The organism is Polaromonas sp. JS666, from assembly GCF_000013865.1.
Taxonomy (GTDB): domain Bacteria; phylum Pseudomonadota; class Gammaproteobacteria; order Burkholderiales; family Burkholderiaceae_C; genus Polaromonas.
This window is the reverse complement of record NC_007950.1, coordinates 282,844-297,036: the sequence shown is the minus strand read 5'-3', so window position 1 is coordinate 297,036 and position 14,193 is coordinate 282,844. Positions and strand designations below refer to the sequence as shown.

Sequence of the window (14,193 nt, the reverse complement as noted above, 5' to 3'; positions counted from 1 at the left end):
TCACAGTGGAATTAACGAAGATCCAAAATAATCAATCGGAAAGTGTTCATCTTCCAGGGCGCCGAGTACCTGTTGGTACGTCAGGTCTCTAAATTGAAGCGCGGGCATCATCTCAAAAAGCACGCCACTCGCAATCTGCGCCCGCGTCAGCGCAGTGACCTGTGCCTCGCGGAGTTCGCGGACCAAAGGCCCCGCCCGATGAAGGCTTGTGGTGCGATCCAGTCTTGCCGTCAACTGCGCAACGGTGAGATAGGGTATCTGTTGAGGACTCAGGGCCTGTCCGAGCACAAATTGGTTAGAGTCCACTATCTGCACTATCGTTAGCAGTTGCTCCGGCGAGAGCCACGCAACATAGTCGGGGAGGAACGCTGGCAGGGTCAAGAGATCGAGAAGCCAAGGTCCCACCTCCAGGCGCTGCACCACCGCTATGGTGATTTGCTCCATCCCCAACTGGTCAAATATCCCGGCAAGAACTCCAGGCGTCAGCAGGCGCAAATGCGCGGCATCCAACAGGGTCGCGAGCGGTTGACCGCTTTCGCTATCAACTCCCCTGAGCTGATCCACGGTCAGGGCCGCGAACTGCGCTGGGGTCAGCGTGTTGACGATCAAGTGGCGCTGCGAGTCCATCATGGCCAGTTGCGTCGGTGTCAGCGATGCGATGTGCTGCGCCAGCGGGACAGCGTCGAGCATTTGGGCCACCTCGTCCCGGGTCATGCCTTGAATGGCGGCCACTGAAACCAGCAAGCGCTGCGCGTCGCTGAAGTATTCATACAACGCGGCGACCAACGGCGGATGGTTGAAATGTGGGGAGGTCCCATCGCTTAACTCCTCAATCTCTCTCGTCAACCAAAGATTTATCTGCTCAGATACCTCAACTCTGTGGTTGACTACATATGCGAAAGAGTCAGCGTTCAGTGTATAGCTGTCATAATCGTCGTCGTCGCGTTGGAAAAGCCGGACGGTCTGAGGCCCACTGAGAAATGGTGCTAATCGGTGTGCGGTGCGGGGCTGTAACTGGTCAATCTGAAAGAAAGTTAATGCTGCAATTTGCGCATTCCCGAGGTCGTTTGCAATACGCGAAAGAATTTTAGGCTCCAAGAGAGAGATTTGTGTTGGGCGCAGTCCACTGACTATCTCATCTTCATCTACATCGCTCCCAAGCATCATCCACATGGCTATATTGAGAACCCCAGCGGTGTCCAATGCCTGTAAAAGGCTTGTTTCTCCACTCGCGATCTGCTGGCTGAAGAAGGGGACGGGTATTCCCTCAATTTCCTGCCGCGTAAACCACCACAGGTTAGCAAGAACATCGTCAATGGTCATGCTTCGTACTAAGATAGTACGCATTTCGATAGGCAGCATTTCTACTGCATACCCTAGGTGTGCGACGTCCTGAAAAGTAAGCCCTATTTGTTGTACCCAACGTTCGAAAGATTCTCGGCGATACTTTTGTTGAAAAATTTTTCCTAGCCAGAGCTCTATGGTGGCAACTTGAACTGCTCGATCGAAATCCTTGATGATGTCGAATGAGATGCCGGTGCTTGGCTGAGTTAGCAGATAGGTGGTTTGGGCGACAGTCAAGTAGCTTCGTTCTTTCGCCCCCAACTTTTTGTATATTTTTGCAGCCTGTTCAGGTGTCAGGCGCTGCACGTCTTGCCGGGCAAGAGAGCTGGCGCCCATGTGTCCGTCTAGAACACTGTTGACCAAGGTTTCAGCCCCATTGAATTGCTGCAAATAAGCGTCAAACCGCCCGGCGTCTGGATAGAAAGCAGCCTCATTGCCGAGTAATGCAAGGCGATTGAGCGCATTGAAGCGGACATCGCTTAACAAAGGTTGCCCGGTACCATCGAGCTGGTTCAGCAATCCAGCCTCAATGAGAGACTCCAATGCCTGACGATCAAGTGTATACAATTGCCGGGTGTCTGCCTCCGCAAAAAGGGTCAGAAGATCCTGAGGGTTGGTCCATGGGTAATGAAAAACCTGATTGAATCGCTCATCATCGAGTAGCCGAATGAGGTAAGTGGTGTGGTTCCTTACCGGGGCCAGCAGCAATGCAGCCCCTCTTGCCTCCAGTAGAAGGTCAAATTGCTCTTTGGCTAGGAAGTTGATAGCGGAACCGGTCTGCATCTCGTCGGAAGCGACGAATTGATCCGCCCACTGGGCCGAGGAAACCATCGCAAATTGCTGTGAGTTCAATCTGTCCACGAGCCGAACGCCATTAACTCGATAGATCAACACCGAAGATTCGAGATACGACAAATCGACGCCATTGTCGAGAGGAAAGGCCGTAATCAATGGCCTTGTTGTGCCATCCGGAAAAGTCACTTCTGTCATTAGCTCTCGAGCTGTGAGCGCGAGCAGTTGTTTGCGATTCATCTTGTCTAGAACCGTGCGGTACTTCTTGCCCGCCAACTGACGCCCATGGTCATCGGGATCGACGGCGGCGTCAAGGGGCGTCACCAAAGCCTGCGGATCAATAGCGGCGATCTGCGCATCGGTCAAGAGGTTGATCAGGGCCGTGTGGTAGACGGAGGGCGCGGGGCCATCGGTGCCCGCATCACCGTAATAGCGCGGTGAATACCGTTCTTGCGGAGATTTGAGGTGGCGGGCAGTATGGGCAGAAGATGCACTCCATTGGAGGTGTGCACTTAACTGTCCAGAGTGCACACCATGCAAGAGTCGAATTCATCCCCTGTCATCAACACAAAGCGCAGGCACAGTGCGGCCTTCAAACGCAAGCTTCTCGAACTGATCGAACAACCCGGCGCATCTGTGGCCGCCGTTGCCCTGGAGCATGGCCTCAATGCCAATTTGGTATTCAAGTGGAGGCGTGCCAAACTAGAGCGCAAACGTTCCCCAATGGCAGCTCGCCAGCCCGTGCTTCTGCCTGTGTCCGTCGAACATCAAGAATCGTTTCTAGCCGTGTCTGCACCCGCAACCGCTAGGCCTGCGAGCAAGGAGAGCGTCATCGAGGTTGAGATTGGTTGTGCCCGCTTGCTGCTGCGTGGCAGCGTCGATCCCGCCAGTGTGCGCAGCGTCCTGATGGCACTTCGGGAGACCGCGTGATCGGCTTGCCGTCGGGCACGCGGATTTGGCTGGCTGGCGGACTGACCGACATGCGCCGTGGCTTTGATGGCCTGGCCGCCCTTGCGCAAGGCGCGTTGGAGCAGGATCCGTTTAGCGGCCATGTCTTTGTGTTTCGGGGTCGGCGCGGTGACATCGTAAAGTTGCTATGGTGGGATGGACAGGGGCTGTGCCTGTTTGCCAAGAGGCTTGAGAAAGGCCGCTTCATATGGCCACAGGCCTTGAGCGGTTCGGTGGTTCTGACACCAGCGCAACTGTCCATGCTGCTCGAAGGAATTGACTGGCGAATGCCGGTTCGCACGACGCAACCGACGCGTGCGATGTAGGCGTTTTGCACTGCAGGAATGAGTGGTTTGGTTGACAGTGAAAGTGCTCTGTTCCATTGGCAAATTTGCTGGCAAAGTCATGCCCTATGAGTTCCCAGGCGCTGCTCCAAACCATTGATTCCTTGACGCAGGATGTGACACAGCGCGACGTCACGATCAAGGCACTGCGCCAGATGATAGAGAAGCTCAAGATTGAAGTCTCCCACTTGAAGCGCATGCGCTACGGCCGCTCCAGCGAGAAGATGGATGCCGCCCAGACCCAGTTTGAACTCCTGAGCGCGGCACTCGCACCGCTGGTGACTGCCGGTGCACCAACTGACGATGTAAAAGACGGTGCGACAGGCAGCAATGTTGCTGACCTCGAAGATGAACGCAAGAAGCGCCGCACGAAATCTGCAAAGCCGGTCCAGCCTGGATTGCCTGCGCATCTCCCCCGCGAAGAGGTGATCCACAGTGCCTGCGCCGCCGATTGCAAATGCGGTGCATGTGGAACAGGTCTGCAGCAAATTGGACAGGACGTCTCTGAGGTGCTGGACTATGAACCCGGCAGCTTCAAAGTCATTCGCCACATCCGCCCGAAGTTTGCCTGCACCCAATGCCACACGGTGACCCAGGCTGCAGCACCGAGCCGTCCGATTGATCGCTGCATGGCCGGCGCCGGTTTGATTGCACATGTGATGGTCAGCAAATACGCCGACCACTGCCCTCTGTACCGGCAAAGCCAAATTAGTGCACGCGAAGACGTGATCCTGGCCCCCTCCACACTGTGTGGCTGGGTGGGCAGCGGGGGCGCGCTGCTGACTCCCCTGGCGCAGGCGGTCGGCCGCTATGCGCTGCAGGCCTACAAGGTCCACAGTGATGACACCCCCACGCGTGCACTGGGTGGGGGCAAAGGCAAGGCCCACCTGGGCCGCCTCTGGACTTATGTCCGGGACGACCGCAGTTGGGGTGATACCGCACATCCAGCCGTATGGTTCCAATACTCAGAGGATCGCCGGGGCGAACACCCCAGGCAACATCTCAAAGGGTTTCGCGGTGTGCTGCAGGTCGACGCGTTTGCCGGATACAACGCGCTTTTTAATGATGGCAGCGTTGTAGAAGCTGCATGCTGGGCTCACGCGAGACGAAAGCACTTTGAAATCCACAAGCAGCAGGAGCTTTTACCTGGCACCTTGGCGCATCAGGCCTTGCAACGGATTGCCAAAATCTATGCGGTGGAGTCTGACATCCGGGGACAGAGCGCCGAACTTCGACGAAGTCAGCGGCAATTACGAACGCGACCGGTTCTGGAAGAAATGCACGAGTGGCTGCACGCCGCGCTGAGTCAAATATCGGCCAAATCACCCATGGCGCTGGCCATTGGGTACAGCCTTAGCAACTGGCGGGCGTTAACGCAGTTCCTTGATGACGGGCGCATTGAGGCGGACAACAATATTGCCGAGCGCTCCCTCAGAGGGGTCGCGATTGGCAGAAAAAACTATCTGCACTTTGGCTCTGATGGCGGGGGGCACACGGCAGCGGTGATCTACACGCTCATTGGCACAGCGAAGCTGTGCGGCATCAACCCACAGACCTACCTGCGTTATGTGCTGGAGCGCATTGCAGACCATCCCATTAACCGAATTGATGAACTGCTTCCCTGGGCAGTGGCCAAGCATCTGGGACGTGGTGTTGCGCAGCCCCTGCCGTTGGCAGCCTGAGCGCACTCTGCGATTTGCCAGGCATCTGGCACGGATGCGAAAATTGTCCGCATGACTGCGCAACTTTTTAAGCTTCCAGCAAAGACTCGTTCGAAGTCAACGAAGTCGTATCAACTTCGGGTAGAGCTCAAAGGCGTCAAACCTGCTGTGTGGCGACGCATCGGTGTGCCGAGCACCATCAAGCTCTCCAAGCTTCATCACATCTTGCTGGCGGTCATGGGCTGGCAAGGCGGGCACCTGCATGAATTCATCTTTGCGGATGCCATGTATGGGCAGGCCGATGAGGAAATGGAGCCCGGCGTCGAGGATGAGTCCCGCGTATCCCTGGTGAAGGCCCTGGCAGGTTCGACTTCATTCACCTGGGTCTATGACTATGGCGACTACTGGGCTCACAAGGTCAAGTTGGAGCGCATCGTGGATCTGGGCGTGCCGCTGGACACGGCGATGTGCATGACCGGCAGAAACGCCTGTCCACCAGAAGACATTGGTGGTGCACCGGGCTATGAAGAATTCCTCGAAGCCATTCGTGATCCACAACACCCTGAACATCAGGCCATGCTCCAACGATGTGGGGGCGCATTCGACCCCAGCGAGTTTGACCCGATGGAAGCTCAGGAACGCCTTGACGGCATCACCATCTGATCGCCTACGCTGTCAAGTACGGTATTCACCGCGCTATTACGCATCACCGTCCGCATCGTTGTCATCACCGTCCTCGCTGCCCAGGATGGGGAGCGAATCAAACGGATCTATCACCGAAGTGCCCAGCAACTGTGCGGACAGCAGGTGAATAACCTCGGGCGTTGCCGGCAGCAGATCAATCAGCGGGATGGTCGAGCCCGGGTTGGCGGGGTCGGCCACGGGAGCTGCCCAGGTGTCGGCGGTAATTAGAGGCAGGTAATGAGGACGCTTCTCGCTGCTGAAGTTGCTGCCAATCATGCGGTCGAGTAATGTTTGGCCGTCGGCATCTTTGCCCACCCACTGTTCGGCCGTGATCAGCGTGATGTGGCGGTCATCGAGCATGCCGCTCAGCACAAAAAGCGAGTTGGTTTGGCTAGTGTCATTTCCGCGCAGCCAATCCCAGGTACCTGCCGCTGGATTGGTAAAGATGATGTGGACAGCGATGTCCTGCAACAGGAGCTTGCCGTCCAGGGCCTGGAATTCCGCATCAGTGAGTTTGTACAAAGGCGATTTCGTGAGCTGCTGTTGCAGCTTGGGCTTCGCCAGGGCCAGTGCCGTAATAAAGTTGTCCGCCTGACCATACAGATCAATCGTTGCCGGCGAAGTATCGACCAGTTGCCCGATGGTGAGCCAGGAGCGCTGCGTATGGCTCAGCTCGGAGATGTGTTTGGCCACCCACTCGTACTTCTTGGTGGCCAGATCGGCCTGGGTGAGGCTGGCAATGTCCTTGAGGATGCGGCCATGGCCAGAGGCATTGAACCAGCCCTGCTCGGTGACCGACAGAGCCAGGTCATCATAGGTCTGCAGGGCGTCTGCAACGAGGTCATAGCCAATGGCCAGAAAGGACGCCTTGGTGATGTTGGGCGCCTGCAGCAGGGCTTTGAGCGGCTCCAGGCTGTCGGCGGTGTTGATCAAGGGTGCCAGCGCCTGCAGGGCGGCGCCGGAGGCACCGCGGATCTGCTCGGCCAGGGCATAGGCCAACATCGCTTGCGGGGCCTTCAGGGCCACCGCGTCAAAGGCGGGCTGACCCATCAGAGGGACCAGGTAGGGGAGCAGGCCGATCTCGCTCCAGTGCGCCAGGCGCTCTGGCGTCAGCAATTGCGCTACGGCGGCCAGGCGGGCCAGGCTGAGCGAGCCCAGCTGCGCCGGGCTCAGCCGGCTTTCGGAGGCCGCGAGCACCGCGTCCCCCAGGAACGGCACCTGGGTCGCTGTCAGGGCGCCAATCTGATCGGTGGTCCAGGAGCCGAGCTGCGCCGCCGTGAGGCCGGCCATGGCGGCGGCCGTGATCTTCGGGATCTGCGCTGTGGTGAATGCCTTGATCTGGACGGGGGTCCACGAGCCGAGCTGCGCGGCCGTGAGGCCGGCCATGGCGGCGACCGTGAGGGCGTTGATCTGCGCTGGCTTGAGCGCATCGATCTGGGTCACGCTCCACGAGCCGAGCTGCGTGGCCGTGAAGCCGCTCACCGCATCAGCAGACAGTGCGCTGATCTGCGCGCCTGACCAGGCTTTGAACTGATCGGTTGTGATACCGCTGACCGCCGCAGCAGACAGGGCGCCGATCTGGGCGGTGCTCCAGGAGTCGAGCTGCGCCTTCGTCAGGCCGCTAAAGGCCGCCTTGGTAATCGCGGCGATCTGCACTGTGGTGAGCGCCTTGATCTGGGTGGTGGTCCACGAGCCGAGCTGCGTGGCCGTGAGGCCGGCCATGGCGGCGACCGTGAGGGCGTTGATCTGAGCTGGCTTGAGCGCATCGATCTGGCTAACGCTCCACGAGCCGAGCTGCGCGGCCATCAGACCGGCCATGGCGGCGGGGGTGATCGCCGCGATCTGCGCTGGCTTGAGTGCATCGATCTGGGTCACGCTCCACGAGCCGAGCTGCGTGGCCGTGAAGCCGCTCACCGCATCAGTAGACAGTGCGCTGATCTGCGCGCCTGACCAGGCTTTGAACTGATCGGTTGTGATACCGCTCACCACAGCAGCAGACAGGGCGCCGATCTGGGCGGTGCTCCAGGAGTCGAGCTGCGCCTTCGTCAGGCCGCTAAAGGCCGCCTTGGTAATCGCGGCGATCTGCACTGTGGTGAGCGCCTTGATCTGGGTGGTGGTCCACGAGCCGAGCTGCGCAGCCGTGAGGCCGGCCATGGCTGTAGCGCTGATCGCCGCGATCTGCACTGTGGTGAGCGCCCCCAGGAAGGCCGTACTCAGGCCGCTGGCATTGGCTTGCAGCCTTGCCACAAACGTCGGCCCTGCGGCCTGCTGCAAGTTCGCTGCATCGTTTGCATCGAGCGCGCCCAGCGCCGATGGCGTCAGCGCGGCCACTGCAGTTGGTGTCAGCAAGTTCAGCTGCGCCGTGTCCAGTGACCCTATGAAGGCGGCGGTGAGCCCCTGTGCGTTGCCCTGCAGGTTAGACAGCAACGTTGTCGTCCTCATCCCCGTCCGCACCCTGAGCAAGATCGCATCCGAGCCGTCCAGGTTGCCAAGCGCCTTTGTCGTCAACGCCGCTGCCGCCGCTGCGCTCAATGCGTTGAGCAGAAAGTAGCCGTTGGGGTTGGAGTTGTGGTCCTTGGGTTGGAACACTAGCGCTTTGATCTGATCGGACGTCATCGCACTGCTCATGCTCGCGGTGATCTGGCCCACTTGCGACAGACTCAGCGCCTGCAGGAACTTTGCCGTCAGGCCTGCTGCGTTGCTGGAGAGGTTGGACAGAAAGGATATGTTCCCGACCAGCCCCTTAGCCTGCTCTGCACTCAGGCCTGCCAGTGCCTCCTTGCTCAATTGCGCGGGTTGGCGGATTTGCAGCAGTTGGCTCACCTGCAGCGCACCTACAAACTCAGCACTCAGGTACCCATACCCCAAGCCGCCGCCAAGCTCGCCCAGGAATGTCTGGTCTCCGTTGAGCAAATCCTGTGCCTGCTTCTTGCCCAATGACCTGAGCCACTCGTACCTCAGGCTTGAGGTCGCCGTAGGGCTTAAGGCAACGCTGATTAAGTCCACGCGTCGGCGGGGTGGCGCGTTGTGGTTCGATGAAGCAACAAACTCTCGCCATGTCCGCCGATCAAGGGGCCGGATTCGAACAGTACCGCAGGCCGACCAGGCGCGATGCATTTCTGGGCACGATGGATCAGATCGTGCCGTGGCAAGAGTTGTGCTCGGTGATCGAACCACACTATCCCAAGGCGGGCAATGGCCGCCCGCCGATCGGTCTGGAGCGCATGCTGCGCATGTACTTCGTGCAGCATTGGTTCAATCTGGCCGATGAGGCCTGCGAGGAAGCGCTGCTGGACAGCGCGGCACTGCGGCGCTTCGTGGGCATCGACCTGGGCCGTGAGCGGGTGCCCGACGGCACGACGCTGCTGAAGTTTCGGCGCAAACTCGAAGCCAACAAGCTTGGTGAGGCGCTGTTTGCGAAGGTGGGCGAGGTGCTGCAAGCCCAGGGCATGAAAGTCGGCACAGGCACCATCGTTGACGCCACCATCATTGCGGCGCCAAGCTCGACGAAGAACGCCGACAAAACGCGCGACCCCGAGATGCACCAGACACGCAAGGGCCAGCAGTGGTACTTCGGCATGAAGATGCACATCGGGGTGGACAGCCAGACGGGGCTGACGCACAGCGCCATGGTGACGCCGGCCAACGTGCATGACAAGCACCCGCTGCCCGATCTGCTGCACGGCAACGAGCAGCGTGTATACGGCGACAGCGCCTACGCCAGCCAGAAGGCGCAGATCGAATCGAAGGCGCAGCAAGCCAAGGACTTCACCAACCAGCGCACCCGCAAGGGCGGCGTGGTCGATGAGGTCGAGCGCGGAAAGAATCGAAACAAGTCCAGGATCCGAGCGCGCGTCGAGCACGTGTTCGCGGTGGTCAAGCGGCTGTGGGGATTCAACAAGGTTCGCTATCGCGGCCTTGCGAAGAACGCCACGCGGGCGTTTGTTGCACTCGGGCTGGCCAACATCTACTTGGCGCGTGCACGCTTGGCGGCATAAGTCCGCCCGCAGTGAGCGCGAAATGCGCCCAGGGCCTCGAATTCGGGGCGTAATTCGTCGAATGACGCGCACCTGAACCCAGGCTAGTCCACATTACGCAAAGAAATCGATGGGTGGTCCAAAAACACTGGCTTGTTCAGTGTTGCCTTAACGCGTTGAGCTGCGCGCCGCTCAGGGCTTGCACAAACGCCTGGGGCAAAGAAGAGGCGTGCTGCCTAGCCTGCCCAGGAAGCTGTCCTTGCCGGCCTTCAGGCCCACGGCCTGCGCGGCGCCCAGCATACCCAGATAGTCCTGGCCCAGCGCGAGCACTTGCGTCGCCGAGAGTTTATCGAGTTGTTTGGCTGTCGGCTTGGTCACTATTGACATGGGGTTGGTCCAATGGGTTAAGGGTGGGCAGACAAAAATTGCCGCTCGATTTGACCCCGCCCGGATCCGCGTCGCCCAAAACTTTGTTCCCCATTGAACAATCTGGCGGCACGCGCGCGATGTGTAGTCGAACCAAACTAGAGGTAGCGCAGGGACAGGGATGCCGGTTGTTTAACCTGCAGCGACCTCATGACTTGCCCTCCTTGAGGGCTCGGGCCGGACCAGCATCGGCGAATTTAAATAGGGCCTGTCCAGACCGAGAAAGGCCAGACCCCTGAGGGCACCTCGTTTTGAATTGCTGGGTATGGGAGCATTTTTGGAACGGCTTTTTTTCGAACACGAGCAGGCAATGATCCCATGCCGTAAGGCTTGGCCTTGCCCTGCGGGGCAAATGCCGCGATGCCATCCGTCAGTGTCATGAACACGGGCACCAGGCTGAGATGGTCTTCCATGGACCTGGCGCAATGCTTGAAAGCACTCAAGCCGCGATAGCGAATGTTATTGCCCCAGGACCCATGGCAATTGATCCACATCCCGATGCGTAAGTTGTTATGCCGGTGGGAGATTCAGCGTAAGCAACGGTACAGGGCGCTCCCACCATTAGCGGCATCGAAAATGTGCCAAAGTGTAGATACAAATGGGCCATGTAGGCTGATCAATCAGTGTCGTAGTCAGTCGCTGCGGCGACAACGAACTCGAGCATGTGCGCTGCCCCCGGGTGGAAATGCAACATAGTGGGGGCAGGGATGTCAGATATCTGGAAAATCGCTAGCGCCTGCCTATGAATATAGGTGAGCGCTTTTGGTATTTGGGGTCATGAAGTTGATCTTGACTCTATCCCACGGACAGGCCTTGATTTTCAAACGGATAGAGGTTCTTCGCAGAAGTCTGGGGGTCTAAGCTCAAACCTCAGAAAATTCCGCCGGTCTTCATTTCCCTCGGCTGAGGCCCTGCGGCATCGTCGCCGAGCGACCCATGACCAGATGGCGCGGCCGATGCGTTCGCTATAGATTCAGCGCCCGGATGATGGTGTCCAGATCGATGGCTTGCCCGCCGTCGCGGAACGCGTAGCGCCCATTCAAGTGCACATGCCGCCAGGCCACGGGCGATGTCGATGTGATGAGCGCCAGCGCCGTCTCGTTCCCGCTGGCCTTGTACGTGGTCAGCAGGCGCGACAGGATCGCGGAGTTGTAGTAGACGATCGCGTTGGCGATCAACCTGGCGCACTGGTTGCTGATCTCGATGTCAAGGTCGGTGCGTCCTGTGAGTTCCTTCTTGCCGCCGACCTGCGCGATGGCTGACCGCAGCTGGTGATAGGACTCGATGCGGTTCTGCGAGCGGTGCACGAAGCGCTGCAACTGCGGGTCTCGCAGGTAGCGCAGCGTGTATATGCTGCGAACCAGCCTGTCGTATTCGAAGACCGCTTGCCGCGTTGGATCGGCGTCGTAGGTACACAGCTTGCGGACGAGCGTGCCCTGGGTCATTTCCTTCAGGCCCAGCGTGGCGACAATGCGGTCGATGTTCGCCTTTTCGTTGACGATCGTCGGCAGGTCGATCTGCCCAGCAGGCTTGATCAGACAGTGCGCGTACTGCGCCGGGTCACCCGCGCAATAGATCTCGCCGAGCTGCTTGTCGAGGTCTGTGAAGCGCGGCTCGTAGCGCGGCCCGAACCAATCCAGGATGGCGAAGTTGACCTTGTTGAGGCTGTGCATGTCGCCGGTGATCGCGGTCGGCACGATGTCCGAGGTGTTGCGGTACCAGATGTCGAAGACGTGATGCGCCTCGAGCTCGTGCGCTCCGATGAGCCCGCCCTGTAGCGGCACGTGGTTGCACAGCAGCGTGAAGGCGACCATGCCCTTGCCGCGGCCGAAGTATTTGCGCGAATGCCGCGCCTTCACGGTGGGCCGTGCGACGCTGAACTTCTGGCCGTCGACGCTGGCGTACAGCGTCTCCAGGTCGAACGAGTAGTGAGGGAAGATCGGCAACTCGGCGATCGCGTTGCTGATACGGTCGTTGGCCGCCTGCAGCGTGGCCAGTCGCAGGTACTGCTGGTGGGTGGCTTCCAGCACGTGGTACGCAATGTCACTGGTACGCGACATCAAGAAATTGCCGTGATTCATGGCCTGCGCTGCGATGACCGCCAGCAAGCTGTTCTCGTCGGCGACCTGCTTGGCGTAGCGCGGTTGCAGCGGCGTCAACGCCGACAGGAACTGGCACTCCTGGTTCACAAAGCGCAGGACATCAGCCACGTCGCAGAATGGCAACTGGTCGTAGAAGGCGTCGGGCGTGTCCTCGTTCTCGGCTTTGGGGCGCCGGCACGTCAATGTTGCACTGGCCTCGTCGTAGTCGAGATGTGCCAGTTCGCCCGTGCGCAGTTCGCGATCGAAGGCCAGCCATTGGGTGTGCAGTTCCGTGGTCAGCTCCGTGAGCCGCTCGGCCAGCGGCCGACGCACCCAAGGGATGTCCATCTGCTCGAAGGCCGCCGCTTGCTGGTCGGCCGAGACGAGTTCGGCGCTCAGGTGGCGATGCTGCTGGCTGTCGTCCACATAGATTTCGCCCGAGTGCAGATGCCGACGCAACTGGCGGTAGACCCAAAGTTCGTAACGGTCGGGCTGCACCCCGGTGGCATTTCCTGCGGCGTCGAAGGTCAGTAGATAGAGGCGCAGGCTCGGGGGCACGGTCTTCTCAAGGAACTCCTCGGCCGGTCGTTGCGACAGCGGTTGCTGTTTCGCAAACCCGTCCTTCATCCAAATCAGAGCGGCGAGGAAGGGGTTCTCGGGGTTGGCGGCCGTCGGTTCAAGCGCCTCGTACAGCGGTCTCAAATGGCGTCGCACGCGAGCAGCAACCTTGTCGACGGCCTCCCAGCGCAGCGTCAGCTGGCTGCTGCGTCTGGTGCTCATGCGTTCGCCGACGAGCTGCAGTTTTGCACGCGGCATGATCTTGAACGCGCGCCGGCGAACCTTACCGAAGGGTGTCGTGTCGGCATAGGCGTCGTCGACGTACAGCAGGAGCAAACGCCCGAGCCGGGGCGATTCCTTCTGACGCTTGAGCTGCTGCTCAATGAATGCCTGCTGGGCCAGATTCTTGATCTCATCCTCGAACTTCTTGGTGTGGTAACCCAGCGCATCCACCAGGTTGTCGGTGAGCTGGCGGTAGCGCTGCCACGCGTAGCACAGCAAGTAGAGGTTTGCCTGTTCCGGCTTCATCCGTCGCAGCTCGAAGACGGTGTAGAAGTTCGCCAGGCTGGCGTAGTACAGCAGGTTTTGCTGCGAGATCGCAAGCGTCGGCAGCAGGCTCTTGGCCACGAGGTACAGGGGCTCCAGGCGGGCGCGCTTCTCGCGCTCTCGCACCATCTGGTGCCAGCCGAAACTCTTGGCGTCCTGCTTGAGCGCGGCCAGTTCGGACAGGGTGTCGTCGCGCACCAGCAAGTGCGCAAGCGATGTCGTCGTCGCGGCGTCCAGCTTCGAGGACAACAACTTGGACAGACGATGGCGTTCGGCAGTCAGGGTCTGGCTGATCACCGTCTGCATGGTCGTGTATCCGGGCCGCTCCACCTTGAATCTGCGCAGGTAGTCGATGAGTTCGGCGACAATGAATGCAGGGCCGACATCTCGGCGCGCGATCTGCTCGGCCTGCTGGAACCAGGTGGTCCTGGAACTCGCTGGACCACAGGCGGTAGCCAAACAGCTGGGCGATCAGGGCACGCTGGCTGTAGTGTTCATGCTTCGTGACGCCACGGGGTTGGAAGGCTTGGCCCGGGAAGTAGCGACTGAGCACGAAGGCCAGGTCGTCGGCGACGTCGTCCCAGGTGAAGCTGAAAAATGTCTGCTTGGCCTGGAAGTAGCCGATTTGCAGGATGCACCACACTTGGTTGTGCAGACCGGTGCGGCCACTGGCCAAGGCCAGTTGGGGTGCGGACAGAGCGAGGTATTCCAGGCGCTGGGCGTCGTCGAAGTCCGGCCATCCGTACAGGGCCTCTTGTTCGGCGGGCGAGAGTACGGACAGCTGCTTGTTGGTTGCTTTCGTCATTGTCGAGCAAGGGTCCTGCGGCCTGGC

9 protein-coding genes and 1 pseudogene are annotated in these 14,193 nt (G+C 59.7%); 5 read left to right on the top strand and 5 right to left on the bottom strand.

Annotation, left to right across the window (positions count from 1 at the left end):
* Complete coding sequence (locus BPRO_RS27690) at positions 1-2,502, bottom strand: hypothetical protein (protein ID WP_041390741.1); 2,502 nt, start codon at positions 2,500-2,502, stop codon at positions 1-3.
* 168 nt (positions 2,503-2,670) lie between these two features.
* On the opposite strand from BPRO_RS27690, the gene BPRO_RS27685 reads away from it, so the two are divergent.
* The 4 genes from BPRO_RS27685 (at position 2,671) to BPRO_RS27670 (ending at position 5,752) form a co-directional block, all read left to right on the top strand.
* Positions 2,671-3,066, top strand: a complete 396-nt coding sequence (locus BPRO_RS27685) for an IS66-like element accessory protein TnpA (RefSeq protein ID WP_011486365.1) — start codon at positions 2,671-2,673, stop codon at positions 3,064-3,066.
* Entirely contained in the window at positions 3,063-3,410 is a 348-nt protein-coding gene (gene tnpB / locus BPRO_RS27680; protein WP_011486364.1) for an IS66 family insertion sequence element accessory protein TnpB, read from the top strand. Before BPRO_RS27685 ends, tnpB begins: the two co-directional genes overlap by 4 nt.
* 86 nt (positions 3,411-3,496) lie before the next feature.
* Positions 3,497-5,110 carry an IS66 family transposase gene (locus tag BPRO_RS27675; RefSeq protein ID WP_011486363.1) on the top strand — a complete coding sequence of 538 codons (1,614 nt, stop codon included), beginning with the start codon at positions 3,497-3,499 and terminating at the stop codon, positions 5,108-5,110.
* A gap of 51 nt (positions 5,111-5,161) precedes the next feature.
* Positions 5,162-5,752: a plasmid pRiA4b ORF-3 family protein gene (locus tag BPRO_RS27670; protein WP_011486362.1), complete on the top strand. Its 591-nt coding sequence runs from the start codon at positions 5,162-5,164 to the stop codon at positions 5,750-5,752.
* A 36-nt stretch (positions 5,753-5,788) separates the two neighbouring features.
* Here the strand turns inward: BPRO_RS27670 and BPRO_RS27665 are convergent, their stop codons facing one another.
* Entirely contained in the window at positions 5,789-8,710 is a 2,922-nt protein-coding gene (locus tag BPRO_RS27665; protein ID WP_041390739.1) for a hypothetical protein, read from the bottom strand.
* Positions 8,711-8,808: 98 nt separating this feature from the next.
* Here BPRO_RS27665 and BPRO_RS27660 point away from each other — a divergent pair, with 98 nt between their 5' ends.
* Positions 8,809-9,771, top strand: coding sequence for an IS5 family transposase (locus tag BPRO_RS27660; RefSeq protein WP_011486360.1), 963 nt, complete (start codon positions 8,809-8,811; stop codon positions 9,769-9,771).
* Between the two features lie 171 nt (positions 9,772-9,942).
* On the opposite strand, the gene BPRO_RS27655 is transcribed toward BPRO_RS27660, so the two are convergent.
* From BPRO_RS27655 to BPRO_RS27650, 3 genes and pseudogenes are all read right to left on the bottom strand, one after another.
* Positions 9,943-10,137, bottom strand: coding sequence for a hypothetical protein (locus tag BPRO_RS27655; RefSeq protein ID WP_041390737.1), 195 nt, complete (start codon positions 10,135-10,137; stop codon positions 9,943-9,945).
* Positions 10,138-10,373: 236 nt separating this feature from the next.
* Positions 10,374-10,589, bottom strand: a complete 216-nt coding sequence (locus tag BPRO_RS29225) for a hypothetical protein (protein WP_157046081.1) — start codon at positions 10,587-10,589, stop codon at positions 10,374-10,376.
* A gap of 552 nt (positions 10,590-11,141) precedes the next feature.
* Positions 11,142-14,166 (bottom strand): annotated as a pseudogene (locus tag BPRO_RS27650) (Tn3 family transposase).
* Positions 14,167-14,193: the final 27 nt, after the last annotated feature.

What these genes read in the sequence shown, in the direction of transcription:
- BPRO_RS27685 (WP_011486365.1), top strand. Translation starts at nt 2,671, where the DNA reads ATGCAAGAGTCGAATTCATCCCCTGTCATCAACACAAAGCGCAGGCAC.
- BPRO_RS27675 (WP_011486363.1), top strand. Translation starts at nt 3,497, where the DNA reads ATGAGTTCCCAGGCGCTGCTCCAAACCATTGATTCCTTGACGCAGGAT.
- BPRO_RS27670 (WP_011486362.1), top strand. Translation starts at nt 5,162, where the DNA reads ATGACTGCGCAACTTTTTAAGCTTCCAGCAAAGACTCGTTCGAAGTCA.
- BPRO_RS27660 (WP_011486360.1), top strand. Translation starts at nt 8,809, where the DNA reads ATGAAGCAACAAACTCTCGCCATGTCCGCCGATCAAGGGGCCGGATTC.
- BPRO_RS27655 (WP_041390737.1), bottom strand. Translation starts at nt 10,137, where the DNA reads ATGTCAATAGTGACCAAGCCGACAGCCAAACAACTCGATAAACTCTCG.
- BPRO_RS29225 (WP_157046081.1), bottom strand. Translation starts at nt 10,589, where the DNA reads ATGGAAGACCATCTCAGCCTGGTGCCCGTGTTCATGACACTGACGGAT.